Annotated in this window: 13 protein-coding genes; 2 read left to right on the forward strand and 11 right to left on the reverse strand. The window is 55.9% G+C overall.

Annotated features, from left to right (window positions below):
- The first annotated feature begins 390 nt into the window (after positions 1–390).
- Entirely contained in the window at positions 391–1,467 is a 1,077-nt protein-coding gene (locus AAFH99_RS13415) for an integron integrase (protein WP_406827966.1), read from the forward strand.
- Between the two features lie 89 nt (positions 1,468–1,556).
- On the opposite strand, the gene groL is transcribed toward AAFH99_RS13415, so the two are convergent.
- From groL to AAFH99_RS13440, 5 genes are all read right to left on the reverse strand, one after another.
- Positions 1,557–3,197: a chaperonin GroEL gene (gene groL / locus AAFH99_RS13420; RefSeq protein WP_043321023.1), complete on the reverse strand. Its 1,641-nt coding sequence runs from the start codon at positions 3,195–3,197 to the stop codon at positions 1,557–1,559.
- Between the two features lie 59 nt (positions 3,198–3,256).
- A complete protein-coding gene (locus tag AAFH99_RS13425) occupies positions 3,257–3,550 on the reverse strand; it encodes a co-chaperone GroES (RefSeq protein WP_043321025.1) in 294 nt (97 codons plus the stop codon).
- A 310-nt stretch (positions 3,551–3,860) separates the two neighbouring features.
- Positions 3,861–4,355 (reverse strand): FxsA family protein, encoded by a 495-nt coding sequence (locus AAFH99_RS13430; protein ID WP_043321027.1) that lies wholly within the window; start codon positions 4,353–4,355, stop codon positions 3,861–3,863.
- Positions 4,356–4,440: 85 nt separating this feature from the next.
- Positions 4,441–5,202: an SDR family oxidoreductase gene (locus AAFH99_RS13435; RefSeq protein WP_406827967.1), complete on the reverse strand. Its 762-nt coding sequence runs from the start codon at positions 5,200–5,202 to the stop codon at positions 4,441–4,443.
- Between the two features lie 103 nt (positions 5,203–5,305).
- The gene (locus tag AAFH99_RS13440; protein ID WP_043321030.1) at positions 5,306–6,379 is read right to left on the reverse strand and encodes a DUF481 domain-containing protein; all 1,074 of its coding nucleotides are present in this window, start codon (positions 6,377–6,379) and stop codon (positions 5,306–5,308) included.
- Between the two features lie 98 nt (positions 6,380–6,477).
- Here AAFH99_RS13440 and AAFH99_RS13445 point away from each other — a divergent pair, with 98 nt between their 5' ends.
- Positions 6,478–6,813, forward strand: coding sequence for an MGMT family protein (locus tag AAFH99_RS13445; RefSeq protein ID WP_406827968.1), 336 nt, complete (start codon positions 6,478–6,480; stop codon positions 6,811–6,813).
- Between the two features lie 79 nt (positions 6,814–6,892).
- Here AAFH99_RS13445 and AAFH99_RS13450 read toward each other — a convergent pair whose 3' ends face one another.
- From AAFH99_RS13450 to AAFH99_RS13475, 6 genes are all read right to left on the reverse strand, one after another.
- Positions 6,893–8,251 carry an AmpG family muropeptide MFS transporter gene (locus AAFH99_RS13450; protein ID WP_043321032.1) on the reverse strand — a complete coding sequence of 453 codons (1,359 nt, stop codon included), beginning with the start codon at positions 8,249–8,251 and terminating at the stop codon, positions 6,893–6,895.
- A gap of 68 nt (positions 8,252–8,319) precedes the next feature.
- Positions 8,320–8,928 carry a YbhB/YbcL family Raf kinase inhibitor-like protein gene (locus AAFH99_RS13455; RefSeq protein WP_081848231.1) on the reverse strand — a complete coding sequence of 203 codons (609 nt, stop codon included), beginning with the start codon at positions 8,926–8,928 and terminating at the stop codon, positions 8,320–8,322.
- A 34-nt stretch (positions 8,929–8,962) separates the two neighbouring features.
- Positions 8,963–9,967, reverse strand: coding sequence for a threonine/serine dehydratase (locus AAFH99_RS13460; protein WP_081848232.1), 1,005 nt, complete (start codon positions 9,965–9,967; stop codon positions 8,963–8,965).
- Positions 9,968–9,994: 27 nt separating this feature from the next.
- Positions 9,995–10,915: a regulatory signaling modulator protein AmpE gene (gene ampE / locus AAFH99_RS13465; protein ID WP_406827969.1), complete on the reverse strand. Its 921-nt coding sequence runs from the start codon at positions 10,913–10,915 to the stop codon at positions 9,995–9,997.
- Positions 10,916–10,972: 57 nt separating this feature from the next.
- Positions 10,973–11,548, reverse strand: a complete 576-nt coding sequence (ampD, locus tag AAFH99_RS13470; protein WP_043321036.1) for a 1,6-anhydro-N-acetylmuramyl-L-alanine amidase AmpD — start codon at positions 11,546–11,548, stop codon at positions 10,973–10,975.
- A gap of 126 nt (positions 11,549–11,674) precedes the next feature.
- Positions 11,675–14,068, reverse strand: a complete 2,394-nt coding sequence (locus AAFH99_RS13475) for a DUF1631 domain-containing protein (protein ID WP_051687423.1) — start codon at positions 14,066–14,068, stop codon at positions 11,675–11,677.
- Between the last annotated feature and the right edge of the window lie 246 nt (positions 14,069–14,314).

The raw sequence follows: 14,314 nt of genomic DNA on the forward strand, positions 1-14,314 counted from the left end.
TAGAATTTTGATAACCGAGAAGCATCATCTACAGAAACAATTTTCACATCCATGCTTTATTCTCAGTGACACGTAACAGTTTTATTCATACGCCAAGGGCTTGTTTTGTAAACACGATTGTCCTGTGGCGGAAAAAGCCACATCCCCTCTCAAATAGCCAACAGATCAATACTTTATATTCGACCCTTCGGTATTCTTGCCCTCAAAAAGAAGCCTATGGCTTTTGTTCTTGATATTGATACCGGCGCCCTTCGAACCTGTGAATTCGATATATATCAAGGGGTTAGGCTACCCCATTACTTGTACACACGCCATAGGCTGCTGAATCTAGGGTTGACGGCCTGCCCGAACAAAACTACTGTATATAAAAACAGTCGTCGTGGGTGATTTATGGACAACATCAGACAGCGGATTCCTGTACGGCCGGTTCGTTTTTTGGATACCCTGCGATTACACATGCGTGACGCTGGGCTGGCATATACGACAGAACGGACTTACACACACTGGATTAAGCGTTTTATTCTGTTTCACGATAAAAGGCACCCTCAGGATATGGGCGTGCCCGAGGTCGAACATTTTCTGACCCACTTGTCGGAAGAGCGCGACTGCTCGGTGGGAACTCAGCGCATTGCACTGAACGCGCTGGTTTACCTGTTTACTCGCTTTCTCGGAGTTGAACTGGAGGGGCTTTCGTTTACTCAGGCGAAACGGCCCCGCAGGTTGCCAGTGGTATATAGTCGCTCGGAGATTACACAAATTTTATCCCACCTATCCGGACCGGGCCGGTTGCGTGTACAACTGCTTTACGGGTCCGGTTTGCGCTCGGCGGAGCTGCTCTCACTGCGGGTCAAAGACATCGATTTTGGCAGCAATAATATTTTTGTGCGCGCGGGAAAAGGCAATAAAGATCGCACGACTATTTTGCCCCAGGGGCTCGTAGCGGATCTGAAGCGTCAGATTGAGCGTGTTCGCATCCTGCATGAGGAAGATTTGGCAGACGGCGTGGGAAATGTTTACCTGCCGGATGCTCTTGCAAAAAAATACCCCAATGCGGTGAAGGAGCTCGCGTGGCAATATCTATTCCCGGCCTCCCAGACCGGCCCCTGCCCCCGTACTGGAGAGGTGCGACGACATCACCTTCACCCAACAGCACTGTCGAAGCAGATTCGCCGTGCTGTAAAAGCGGCGGGTATTCACAAACCTGCGCGGGCCCATGCGTTTCGGCACAGTTTTGCGACGCACCTGCTCGAGTCAGGGTATGACCTGCGAACAATTCAGGAGCTGCTCGGGCACTCGGATATCAGTATTACCGAGATTTATACGCATGTGGTAAACCGTGGCAGTAAGGGTGTCCTGAGCCCAATGGATTGCCTGAATCACGGACTTTCCGCCTTGAGCGCCGCAGACAATCGCCTACCCAGAAACAAGGTAACGGAGCCTGAGCCGATATATCGGATCGCCTGTTGATGCGCTCTCCAAACTGGAGGTCACGGCTATTCATGCATAAAAAAACCCCGCTAAAGCGGGGTTTTTTTATAGTTTGGCTGGAGGCCGGCTTACATCATGCCGCCCATGCCACCCATTCCGCCCATGCCACCCATGTCAGGCGCAGCCGGCTTGTCTTCCGGAATTTCTGCAACCATGGCTTCGGTGGTGATCATCAGGCCAGCGATAGAGGCTGCTGCCTGCAATGCAGAACGGGTTACCTTGGCTGGGTCGAGAATGCCCATTTCCAGCATGTCGCCGTACTCGCCAGTACCGGCGTTGTAGCCGAAGTTGCCTTCACCCTGCTTCACTTTGTCCACAACAACGGAAGCTTCGTCGCCGGCGTTGGTGACGATCTGACGCAGCGGCATTTCCATCGCACGCAGTGCAGCAGCAATACCGTGGTTCTGGTCTTCGTTGTCACCAGTCACTTTGATCGCCTGGGTCGCGCGAACAAGTGCAGTACCACCACCAGGAACAACGCCTTCTTCTACAGCAGCGCGAGTTGCGTGCAAGGCGTCTTCTACGCGGGCTTTCTTCTCTTTCATCTCGACTTCGGTGGCGGCGCCAACCTTGATCACCGCAACACCGCCGGCCAGTTTGGCAACACGCTCTTGCAGTTTTTCTTTGTCGTAGTCGGAAGAGGATTCTTCGATCTGGGCGCGGATCTGCTTAACGCGCGCTTCAATGTCGGCAACGTCGCCAGCACCGTCAACGATTACGGTGTTCTCTTTGGACAGGGTGACGCGCTTGGCAGTACCCAGGTGCTCCAGAGTGGTGGATTCCAGTTCCAGGCCAACTTCTTCAGAGATCACGGTGCCGCCTGTCAGGATTGCGATGTCCTGTAGCATAGCCTTACGACGGTCGCCAAAGCCAGGTGCTTTAACCGCAGCTACTTTCACGATGCCGCGCATGCTGTTGACTACCAGAGTGGCCAGCGCTTCACCTTCTACGTCTTCAGCAATGATCAGCAGCGGCTTGGAAGCCTTGGCTACTTGCTCCAGCAGAGGCAGCAGGTCACGAATATTGGAAATTTTCTTGTCAACCAGCAGGATGAACGGGCTGTCCAGCTCGGCGGTCATGTTTTCCTGGTTGGTGATGAAGTAAGGAGACAGGTAGCCGCGATCGAACTGCATGCCTTCTACGACGTCCAGCTCGTTTTCCAGGCCGGAACCTTCTTCAACAGTGATGACACCTTCTTTGCCCACTTTTTCCATTGCTTCTGCGATGATGGTACCAACCTGCTCGTCGCTGTTGGCGGAGATGGTGCCTACCTGGGCAATGGATTTACTGTCTTCACAAGGAGTAGACAGGCTGGCAATGTGCTCAACGGCCGCAGCGACAGCTTTGTCGATACCGCGCTTCAGATCCATCGGGTTGAAGCCAGCAGCCACGGATTTGAGACCTTCGGTTACGATGGCTTGGGCCAGTACGGTAGCAGTGGTGGTGCCGTCACCGGCGGTGTCAGATGCTTTGGAAGCAACTTCTTTCACCATCTGTGCGCCCATGTTTTCGAACTTGTCTTTCAGTTCGATTTCTTTGGCTACGGATACACCATCTTTGGTTACGGTCGGCGCACCGAACGCTTTGTCCAGAACCACGTTGCGGCCTTTCGGGCCCAGGGTAGTTTTTACGGCGTCGGCCAGGATGTTTACGCCGTTCAGCATTTTTTGGCGAGCGTCATCACCAAATTTAACGTCTTTTGCTGCCATGGTCTTAATTCCTCAATTCTGTTCGTCGTTATCAGATACTGGAGCTAATGGCCGAGCCCTTAGCCTTCCAGTACGCCGTAGATGTCACCTTCGCTCATGATGATCAGCTCTTCGCCGTCCACCTTGAGGGTGTTGCTGTCGGCATAGCGACCGAAAACTACGGTGTCGCCGACTTTTACGGACAGTGCACGAACGTCGCCGTTCTCCAGCTGCTTGCCTTCGCCCACGGCAACCACTTCGCCCTGATTCGGCTTTTCTTTCGCTGCGCCTGGCAGAACAATGCCGCCTGCGGTTTTCTGTTCTTCTTCCTTACGGCGTACGACTACACGGTCGTGTAAAGGACGAATTTTCATGGATTGGATCTCCAATGCGTCGATTTAGGGTTGCAATTACAAGGGGCCGCCCCTTGCGAAAGGGCCCGGCCAGCCCCAGTTCCGGTATCCGGCCCTGGGAAAAATCTTGAGTGGAGCCTATATGTGGGGGCGCAAGAGCAATTTCAACAGCGGTGGAGAAAAAAACTGGGAAATTTGAGAAACAGGGCCACTGGAGCATAAGACGCCAGTAACTCGATAGTAGAAGAGGCCGGGAAATCGCTGGACAGATGACCTGTTAGCCGCGACCAGTCAGGCTTGGACCGCTTCAAGCCCAGCAGCGGTACAAATTTTAATCAGGGTTATGCTTGGAATCCGGGTCATCGCGCTCGAAATCCCCCTCGATTACGTTGCGCGCCCCCTGCCCCTCACGGCGGTTGTTCGTACGGCTATCCGGGCCTTGACCGGATTGCTGCTGGTATCCAGCACCGCGAACCACAACAACGTGGTTCAGAAGGCGACCCAGTACCAGCTGGCGGATACCGGGGATCAGGCAGATAAAACCAAAGGCATCGGTAATAAATCCTGGAGTCAACAACAGCACACCACCTACCGCGAGAAAAATGCCTTCAGCCATTTCTTTGGCGGGCAACTCGCCCACCTGCATCTTTTGCTGGGCCCGCATAATGGTCGAGATACCCTGGCGTTTGAGCAATGCCAGTCCGACAACCGCAGTCAACAGGACCAGGCCAATGGTGGGCAATGCGCCGATTTCCTCTCCGACACTGATCAATACCCACATTTCGAGAATGGGTAAAATAATAAACAACAGTAATAGAGGACGCATGAGCCCGGACTCCAGAGGAAAAATGGTGTGATGGCGACGCTTTCTTTAGCCTGGCCTGCAAAGTCAGGGGCCTTCGCCAAATCAATTACATGCGGGCGCCGCCGTCAATTTCCACCACTCGCCCCGTCAAATAATCATTTTCGATAATGAACGAGACGGTGCTGGCAATTTCGTCCGGCTCGCCAATTCGGCGCAGTGGAACCTGCTTGACCAGGCTATCCAATATTTCCGGACGCATCTGGGCCACCATATCGGTACCGATGAAGCCCGGGGCAATGGCGGCCACCCGCACGCCGAAGCGTGCCAGCTCCTTCGCCCAGGTAACGGTCATGGTAGCAACGCCGGCCTTGGAGGCGGAATAGTTGGTCTGCCCCATGTTGCCCGCGCGGGATACGCTGGAAATATTGATGATCACACCGCCGCTACCCTTCTCCGCCATGATTCCCGCTGCGGCACGGGTACAGAGGAAAACCCCGGTCAGGTTCACATCGATCACAGACTGCCACTGGGCCAGCGACATACGTTCGGTCACTTTGCCGTCTTTTACTTTGAGCAGCATGCCATCACGCATGATTCCGGCATTGTTAATCAATACATCCAGTGCACCGAAATCTGCGCTAACCGCCTCAAAGCAGTGGTCTACCGCGTCCTCACTGGACACATCCACCACGTAGCTTTTGGCTTCTGCGCTAACGGCTTCGCAGGCGGCGACGCTCTCGTCAAGCCCCTGCTGATTTACATCCAAAAGTGCCAAACGCGCTCCACGCTGGGCAAGATACACCGCCATTGAACGCCCGAGGCCCTGGCCGGCACCGGTTATCGCTACAACACTCTTTTCCACGTTCATAATTTATATATTCCTGAAAGCCTATCCCAGAAACTCCGATGCCGGGGTTTCATCTGGCCAGCCAAGGTACACGACCGGCCGCATAATATTGCATGTTGCCACGCTACCAGGAGTAACCCACGCCAACCGTCATCTTGGTGTCTTGCTTCTCACTATCGATAGAGGGCGTATTATCGTATTGCCACGCGTATTTCACCTCCATCAATATACCTTTGACCAGTGGCGTACGGACGCCGATTTCAGCGGTACTCTGGTAGTCGTCACTGGACTCAAAGGATTGCAACAGTTCCTGGTTGTAGTAGACCTCTGGGCCCATATCGAACTTGTAGCGGTAATTCCACGCGGAGCGGCCGGCGGCGTAGCGGTTATCCCCGGTTTCGTTGAGGCTCGGGTCAATATATTCATCCTTCAGGCTACTCACACCGCCCTGGATCGAGAACGCTGACTTGTCGGTATCGAAAAACAGGTAACCGAGGCCAAGACCGAGAGTCGTCGTCAAGTCGATATTTCGCGCCTCCTCATGTACCAGAGAACTGTTACCCGCAGCAAACCACTTTTCAGCAAAGATCCACCGCAGATCGTAGCTCAGGCGGTATTTTTCCAGATCATCAATTTCCGGATTGTTCTGGTTCTGGTACTGAGTGCCGATAATGTGATGGAAATCGCCATTGCGCACGTCGAAGTTGGCGTTGATGTCCCAGTCTTCCCGCTCACGGTTACCTTCTTCAAAAATCCCGGAGGCGGCGACGTTGCCGTGGAAAATGACCGGATTTCCAACAAAATTAACGTAGGGCTCAGCACGGTCAATCGCCGGGAAGTCCATCACCCAGCCAGAGCCTTCATCACAATACAGCTCCCACTGCTCCTGGCGGTGGCCAGCCAACGCACAGGGCTCATCGCGCCCGGCAATCTTGAGATCTTTATCGGTCTCCAGTGACAGGATCTTGCCTTTCTCGACCGTAATCTCGCCAAAGGTTTCTGAATTCCAGACCACATTGTCTTTTTCCACCAGTACCAGCTCACCGTAAATTCGGTCGCCATTGGAAAGGCTCAGCACCCCGGCTTGCACCGGCGAGGCAGCCGCGATAAAGGCGAATAGAATGGCCGCACTCTTGATGGAGAAAAATGCGGAAATCTTTGTGGTAAACGGGGAAAATCGGGGGACAACAGACAGCACGAAACAACCTTTCGATAGCTTTACATTATTAATTGTTCGAAACTAATAATCTAAGAGTTCGACACAGCGCAGAAGTTCAAACGACTTCAGGAACGGAATTGGTGCAGAAACCTACATCAACTGACAATGATGCCACAACTCGCATCTACCTTGCACTCGCGCAGGTTCCGGAAGGACGGGTAGTCACCTATGGGAGGCTGGCGGAATTGGCGGGGCTACCGCGAGCAGCCCGGCTCGTTGGCAGCACCCTGCGGAAACTCCCCAAAGACACCTCCCTGCCTTGGCATCGGGTACTTAATGCCCAGGGAAAGATCTCTCTTCCCGAGCCCGGTTTTCAACGGCAGAGGGATCGCCTGCAGGCGGAAGGTGTCGCATTGATCAGCGGCAGGGTGGATTTGACTCTGTACGGGTGGCCACGGCAGGGCGAACTTTAGGCTTCGAGCCACAGCGCGGGTGCAGCGCCTCTCTACGAACCCTAAAAGTGAACCAACCGTCCAATCACCGCCGGCCGGTTCAGCCGGGTGCCGCTTCTTTTGCCAACACCTCTTCGCGACGGCTGCGCCACCATAGATAGATGGCCAGCAGAATCGCGGGCAGTCCGATAAGCGCGGCATAAGTAAAGAACAGGTTGTACCCCTCTGCATCCACCACGATACCGGAAAAACCACTGATAAATTTTCCGGGTAAGGTCATTAGCGAACTGAACAACGCGTACTGGGTGGCCGTGTAGGCCTGGTTGGCGAGGCTTGAGAGATAGGCAATAAATACCGCATTGGATAACCCGGCACTGACATTGTCGGCGCTGATCACCAGTGCCAGCCAGGTTTTATCAGGACCGATATTCGCCAAGTGAGCGAACAGCAGGTTGGTTGCTGCCACCATAACCGCACCGAGAATCAATGGGCGCATGATGCCAAAACGCACTACCAGCAGCCCCCCCAGGAAAGACCCGAATATAGTGAAGAAGAAACCAAATACCTTGGTAATCTGGGCAATGTCACTTTTGCTGAAGCCGAGGTCCAGATAGAAAGGATTCGCCATCACCCCCATGGCGATATCACTGAGCCGGTACACACCGATAAACAAAAGCAGAACCAGAGCGAAACGACCATTACGCTGGAAGAACTCGATAAACGGGCAGGCCACCGCACGTACGAACCACTCCCAGATACGGCTGTGCTGACCGCCACCCAGCATCCGGTCCACCCAGGCGTGCTGGAATTCTTCTGCCATGGCTTTGACTTTGGCGTGATCCGGCTCCGAGATTAGCAAAGTGGTGATGACACCGACCCCCATCAACCCCGCCATGGTGGCATAGGCCACGGACCAGTTTGCCAACTCCGCCACGTACAGAGCCCCGGCTCCCGCAACCAGCAAGGCTATCCGATAACCGAACACGTAGTTCGCGGCCATTGCCCCCTGCAAGTCCCGATCCACCGACTCAATGCGAAACGCATCGATCACAACATCCTGGGATGCGGAGCAGAACGCCACGATAACCGCGAGAACTGCCACCTGAGTCAGAGCCAGTTGCGGATTGACACTCGCCATCCCCAGCAGGCCAAGGGCCACGCCGATCTGCGCGGCAAGCATCCAGCTGCGTCGCTTGCCCATCACCCGCGTCAACACGGGGATTTTCAGGTAGTCGATGACCGGCGCCCAAAGCACCTTGATAGAAAAGGTAATACCCACCCAGGCAAAGAAGCCGATTGCGGTGCGGCTAACGCCGTAGTCGCGCAACCAAGCTGTCAGGGTAGAAAACACAAGCAGCAACGGCAGGCCGGCGGAGAAGCCGAGAAAAAACATCGCCAGCACTTTGGGCTTGAGGTAGACCCTAAGTGCTTCACCCCAGGTCATGTTTTGTTTTTGCATGGGCAGGCTCTGGTTCCTTTTATGGGCTTGCCTGATGTGCGGTACCGCCGCCAACGCTCAAGCGGCGGCTAGCGTCCAAATTTTAGTTCCAGTTGCGCTTCTGCCAGCTTATTGGCATTGATCTGATACGCCACCATCGCTGCGGGGCTGCTCTCATCCAACAGCAACTGTTCAACCTTGAGCGCATATACGCGAAATTGGTAACGATGCTCACCCTGCCCCTTCGGCGGACAGGCACCGCCATAACCGGGGCTGCCAAAATCCGTGCGACTCTGAATCGCCTCTGGAATCAGCCCATTCTTGGGGTCTCCCGAGCCTTCGGGCAGGCTGCTCACCTGGGCCGGAATATTGAAAACCACCCAGTGCCACCAGCCGCTACCGGTGGGCGCATCCGGATCGTGCATCACCACGGCAAAACTGCGGGTCCCCTCGGGGGCACCGGACCACTTCAGGTGCGGAGAGATATTCTCGCCATTGCAGCCAAAGCCGTAATACAGGTGCGCAGCGCGCATTTTGTCGCCCTCGGCATAATCCGGCGACGTCAGTACGAACGATTCAGCACCGACATTCAACGGGAGCGCCAGAGCGAATGCAGCAATTGCCGGGAACAATATTCTCCCCAGTGTAGCAGTCCGCGAGCGACCGCCGCGCCAGAGGCAAAATGCCAGATCCTTCATACCACTCCTCCCAAATGGCAACCACAAACAGCGCTTAATTGTCCGTCGTCATCATGTTCGCTACTGCGGCCAAATCCATATTGCCACCGGTTAATACTACGACAACCCGCTTGCCCCGAAATCGCCCAGAGTGCTCCAGAACTGCCGCCAGCCCAGTTGCCGCAGATGGCTCCACCAGTTGCTTGGTACGCCCCCATAGCAAAGACAGCGCCTGTACAATACCTTGCTCGGACACTGTCACGATGTCGTTGACAGTTTCCCGGATCACCGCAAAATTCCGCTCACCCAGTGTGGTACGCAGGCCGTCGGCAATGGTGTGGGGAGTTTGTTCAGTCACGCGCACGCCACCGCGAAAGGAGCGGTGTGCATCGTCAGCCCCGGCGGGCTCGGCACCCAGAACCTTGATTTGCGGCGCCAAAGCCGAAACCGCCAACCCCACACCAGCCAACAAGCCGCCACCACCTACCGGTGCCACCAAAAGGTCCGGCGCAAAACCCAATGCCCGGCACTGTCCGATAACCTCCTGAGCCACAGTCCCCTGACCTGCAATAATGCGCGGATCATCAAACGGCGGCACTTCATGAGCACCGGTCTCTTTGACCACCTGCGTCAGTGTTGACGCTCGAGCGGCCAACGTTGGCGCGCACAGCACAATATCGGCGCCATACGCAGCAACGGCGTTTTTTTTGGCTTGCGGCGCATTTTCCGGCATCACCACCGTACAGCGGAGATCTCGCTGTGCTGCAGCCCAGGCCAGTGCGGCACCGTGATTTCCCGAAGAATGCGTCGCCACCACCGTTGTGCCCGGCGGCAAGGAAAACAGAGCATTGGCCGCACCACGCGCCTTGAAGGCACCGACCTTTTGCAGGTGTTCACACTTGAAATAAATCTCCGCCCCCAGGCTCTCATTGAGTGTGGACGAGTAAATCAAGGGTGTGCAGTGAACTAACCCGGTGAGACGCTCAGCAGCGGTGAAAATGTCTGCCGCCTCTGGCAGGTCCAGAGAGGGAGAAGGAGAGCAGGATGAAAATTCAGACACAGAGATTCGGATTCCGCAGGTAGCCGGTTACCAAAACAGCACATACAGTGCCATCAGTGTAATCCACATCAACAGCGCCCGTGAAAGTAGCGCCTGCATGGCCTCCACCTCGGCGCCGCACAGGCGCTGCCCCTCGTTGACCGCCACACCGGCACTGCATTCACTGCTATCGATACCTCCGAGCGCTCCTTCCATATAATGCTCGAGTACGTCCTGGGTAGTGGTTTCACGGCAGGTAAGGCGTTCGCGCCAGACGCGATAACAACCGGCAAAGTTGCCCACGATCGCCAGAGTGAACCCGAGAGCACGCACGGGCAGCCATTCAATCAGCCACAGCCAGCGTGTTGCCAGGGCTTCATTCTGTTCGCTTATGCCGCTGACGGCCGACTCCTGAGAATTGCGAGAAAAAGACTCCACAGCCATCTGACTCATTCGGTACAGCAACGCACCGGGCACGCCCAGTAACAGGAACCAGAACAGCACCGCAAACAGGCGCTCGAAGGCACGATAAATAGTCGCCCGGAACACCACCCGATGGAGAGTCTGAGCATCCGGCGCCTGCGCCGCAGCATCAGTATCCCGTGCCGTCATCAGCGGAGCGGCAGCGTCTCTCGCAGCCTCCAGGTCCCCCTGGTACCAGGCGCGCAGATAATTAGACAGCGCATCATTAAAATGGCCTCGCCCGAAGCTGTACAGCAGTGCGGGCACACTCACAAGAATGACCCCAAGCCAGCCGAGCAGCAACTCCGCCAGGGCCAGTACAACGGCCACGGCCACTACCGGCGCAAGTACTAATACTCCGAAGCCAATTCCGGCTCTTTCCCGCAAGGCCTGCCGCCGAAATACCAGTGATTGCCAGTGTCCAAACCAGGCGTCGCGGTGCAGAGGTCCGCCAGACCCCCAGATCTGAACCAGCCCCAATGCCAACAGCACGATCAGAAGTGCCATAGCTCCCTCGCTATCGTTTATCGGTTCAACCCGGGTCCGGGTCTTCTACCCGCAGGACTAGGTGCCCGTGGCCGGCCCGGTCAGTTGATCCAATTTATTAAAATAAAGGTCCCAGTCAAACCCCGGACCAGGATCCAGCTTGCGCCCCGGTGCAATGTCGGAGTGCCCAGTAATCCGCGACCGCTCGATGGCCGGGTAGGCTTGCTGAATGGCTACAGTGACCTCCGCCAATGCCTCGTACTGCGCCGGAGTGTAAGTGTCGGTCTCCAGGCCTTCCAGCTCGATACCGATGGAAAAATCATTGCAGTTTTCACGTCCGCAAAACATCGACTGCCCCGCGTGCCAGGCACGTGCATCAAAGGGGACGTACTGAGTAACCCGCCCATTGCGGTCAATCACCAGGTGGGCAGAAACTCGCAAAGTGGCGATTTCAGAAAAATAGGGATGGGCGTCGATGTCCAGATGACCGAGAAAAAACTGGTCAATGTAGGCGCCGCCGTACTCACCGGGCGGAAGGCTGATGCTGTGGATAACCAACAGATCCACTTCGGTATCGTCCGGACGGGCATTGCAATGCGGACTTGCCACGCGGCGAACGCCGGACAGCCACCCTGACTGGACCTGATATTTCAAAACTGAACTCCACCGGAACTGAGCAGGGAGCTATTTTATGGAAGCGACGAAGTATCTGCCAATAGCGGCCCACGTTTATGGTCAATCATATACCAATCCGGTGTACCGCTGGCAGTTATCGGAAGGTCAGACTCGAATAGGGATCTTGCTGTCGCCGCAACTGCCCACCACATATTGCAGAGCTCGCTCAAACAGTGGCCCCTGCTCCAGTGGCAGTAATTCTTCGTCGCGCAGCGCGTGTGCAAGTTCAAGGCGGGAGTAAACACCCACTTTCGCACCCTGGCGGTTTACAAACATAAACTGATCCAGTTCGCGGATGATCGCCGCAAGACGACAGCGCACCGGCAGCTTTTCCGGATGACGCAGTAAAAACCAGCTGTCTTTGAGGTGGTAGGTTTGCTGCCAGTGGTTGTCGTCGCTGGGCAGCGGCTTGAGATCAGCCGGTGCCAGTACCGCAGCCTCTGTCACCACCTGCTGGATTTCCTCCACATCGGGCAGAGCCTTCTGATCGGCAGGCAGCTCCCGAACCTCATCCAGCACCTCAGTGTCGAGCGCTCCTTTATCTTCGGGCGCGACTGCCTCCACCACTGGAATAGCCAGCACACTGTCCGCTTCCCGGCGCAACTCCTGCACCAGTCGTTCACGGGTACGACGCTCCCGTTCGGACTCCACCCGTTCCCCCAGGGTCTGGCGCTCGCGGTACAGGACTTCCAGGCCACCCATCAGGCGCTGGCGGTCGCCGGCGCTCATGGAGAGAGATTGGGCACCCTCCTCCAGCCGCTTTTTCAGGCCCGGTAACAAGCGCTGCATTTTCACACTGCTCTCGGGCATCGGCGCCACCACGCTCCAGATCAGGTCGCGCGCAGTAAGTACATGCTGACGCCACACACCACTATCGGTACCCTCTTTCAGACAGGCGCGGAACAGCACGCTGCTCCACACGCGATTCAACCACTCGTGTACGATCTTAGGCAGTTTCCGCTCCGCCGTCAGGGTGTCGTAAACCGCCGCTACCCGGGCTTTGGCAGCCTCTACCCGCGCCGTGCCCTGCGCCTCATCAATGGTACGGCGTTCCATAACCTCCGCACGCTTGCGCTCTCGCATGGAAAACGCACGGAAAGACTCCAGCAGACGCAGGAAAACACGGTCATCCTGGTCGTACCGGGACAGTACCTCTTCTACAATCGTACAAACCTCGCGATACAACGGGTCATTCAGGTAATTTTCCCCCGGCTGCCAGCCAATTGCAGCATCGGCCAATTCGTTCAACAGACGCCTGGCGGGGTGCCCGCTCTTGCTGAAAAACGCTTTGTCACTAACCGCCAACTTCAACATTGGCAACTGCATGCGAATCAGCTGAACCTTTATCGGCTCCGCGAGGTTGCGGTCCTCGAGCATAAACGAGAACAGCATGTCCACCAGCCGAATGACTTCGCTATCGAGCTCGTGAAGTGAAGCGCTCTGGCGGTTTTCAACCAGGTGCTGCTGTAGCAACTCTGTGACGTTGATCAGTTGGCCTGACACACCACTCTGTGCGGGCAGCGACATCTGGAATTGACCCAGATGCTGCAACAAGGTGGGTGTAGCCATAGCCGGCGCACCGGCACCCGCAGGAACAAGCCCGGGTACACCGGTATAGCTACCCTCCGAGACGGTACCGGCATTGCTTCCGGCAACACTGCTTGCCGCGACACTGGCTCCAGCAGGATCTGATCCGCCCCCAGTAAGCACGTGTCCCGCCGGCGCATAACTGCCAGACGGAGCACCCGACACGCCACCTGGTACCGCTCCCGGCGACAGCGCGGAATCGGCCATTTGCGAAGGCATTGCCGCGGCAACCGGCGGTACATTCGCTCCACTCGCCGGCCCACCGGCAGCGGGGGCGTTTGAACGGTTTCGATGGCGCAGCGGGTCTTCAATGGTGGGCAGAACCCCCTGCTCTATGAGTAGCTGGTTACAGGCTTCATACAGCTCGCCCAGGCGGTTTACCAGATGTAATTCAAACTTTTTCAGCAGGGTCATGCGCGCGCGCAACGACACCTCAACATCATCCAGCACTTCGGCAAAGGCACTGCAGATCGCAGCGGGCCCCAGGGGCAGATTTTCATCGTAAATTTTGCATGAGACCAAGGTGTCAAGACGCAGGGATAAAGCAGCGATCGCCTCCGCGTGATCGCGACGGATATTCGACACCATTGAGCGGATCGCAACCTGCTGCTCCAGATCGTCATTATTTACCAGGGAAAGGTTCTTCAGGGAGCTGCCCAGGTCTGGGCTGACATCCTCACCGGGTGCATCATTACGCGGGTTGTGAAAACGATCCTCGATGCCATCGCAAAAACCATCGATCAGGTTGCTCTGTTCGACCCGAATAACGCGAATCGCCTGAAAAAGTTGATCCTGCTCTTCCTGCTGATGGGCCTTTTCCGCCATCATAAACAGAGAGTCGTCCACCTGCGTAAAGACTTCCTCCACACGGGACTGGATCCACTGAATTGTTTTCTGATTTACGAGACTCACATTTCTAGACAACTGTCTGGTATTTGCGGATCCCGATAGGTTAGACTGCCTGGCACCCCCACCTTTTCCACCACCGGTAATCACAAATAGTTCGTTATTATTTCTTTCCATTTCGTCCTTGCTCACCCCGGCACGCCCTCCTGGCATCGGTTACGCCACTCTCATCAATGAGAAACCGTTGCGCGCAATCCCCCTAAACAAATACCCCGTAAAGCGCCCGCAACAGAAACTACAACTGGCAGCCGC

Origin of the sequence: Microbulbifer sp. ARAS458-1 (assembly GCF_045348205.1) — a bacterium.
In the GTDB taxonomy this organism is placed as follows: Bacteria; Pseudomonadota; Gammaproteobacteria; order Pseudomonadales; family Cellvibrionaceae; genus Microbulbifer.

Coding starts and splice junctions, on each gene's coding strand:
- AAFH99_RS13425 (WP_043321025.1), bottom strand. CDS start 3,550: ATGAAAATTCGTCCTTTACACGACCGTGTAGTCGTACGCCGTAAGGAA.
- ampE (WP_406827969.1), bottom strand. CDS start 10,915: ATGGCACTTCTGATCGTGCTGTTGGCATTGGGGCTGGTTCAGATCTGG.
- groL (WP_043321023.1), bottom strand. CDS start 3,197: ATGGCAGCAAAAGACGTTAAATTTGGTGATGACGCTCGCCAAAAAATG.
- AAFH99_RS13435 (WP_406827967.1), bottom strand. CDS start 5,202: ATGAACGTGGAAAAGAGTGTTGTAGCGATAACCGGTGCCGGCCAGGGC.
- AAFH99_RS13415 (WP_406827966.1), top strand. CDS start 391: ATGGACAACATCAGACAGCGGATTCCTGTACGGCCGGTTCGTTTTTTG.
- AAFH99_RS13450 (WP_043321032.1), bottom strand. CDS start 8,251: ATGCAAAAACAAAACATGACCTGGGGTGAAGCACTTAGGGTCTACCTC.
- AAFH99_RS13455 (WP_081848231.1), bottom strand. CDS start 8,928: ATGAAGGATCTGGCATTTTGCCTCTGGCGCGGCGGTCGCTCGCGGACT.
- AAFH99_RS13430 (WP_043321027.1), bottom strand. CDS start 4,355: ATGCGTCCTCTATTACTGTTGTTTATTATTTTACCCATTCTCGAAATG.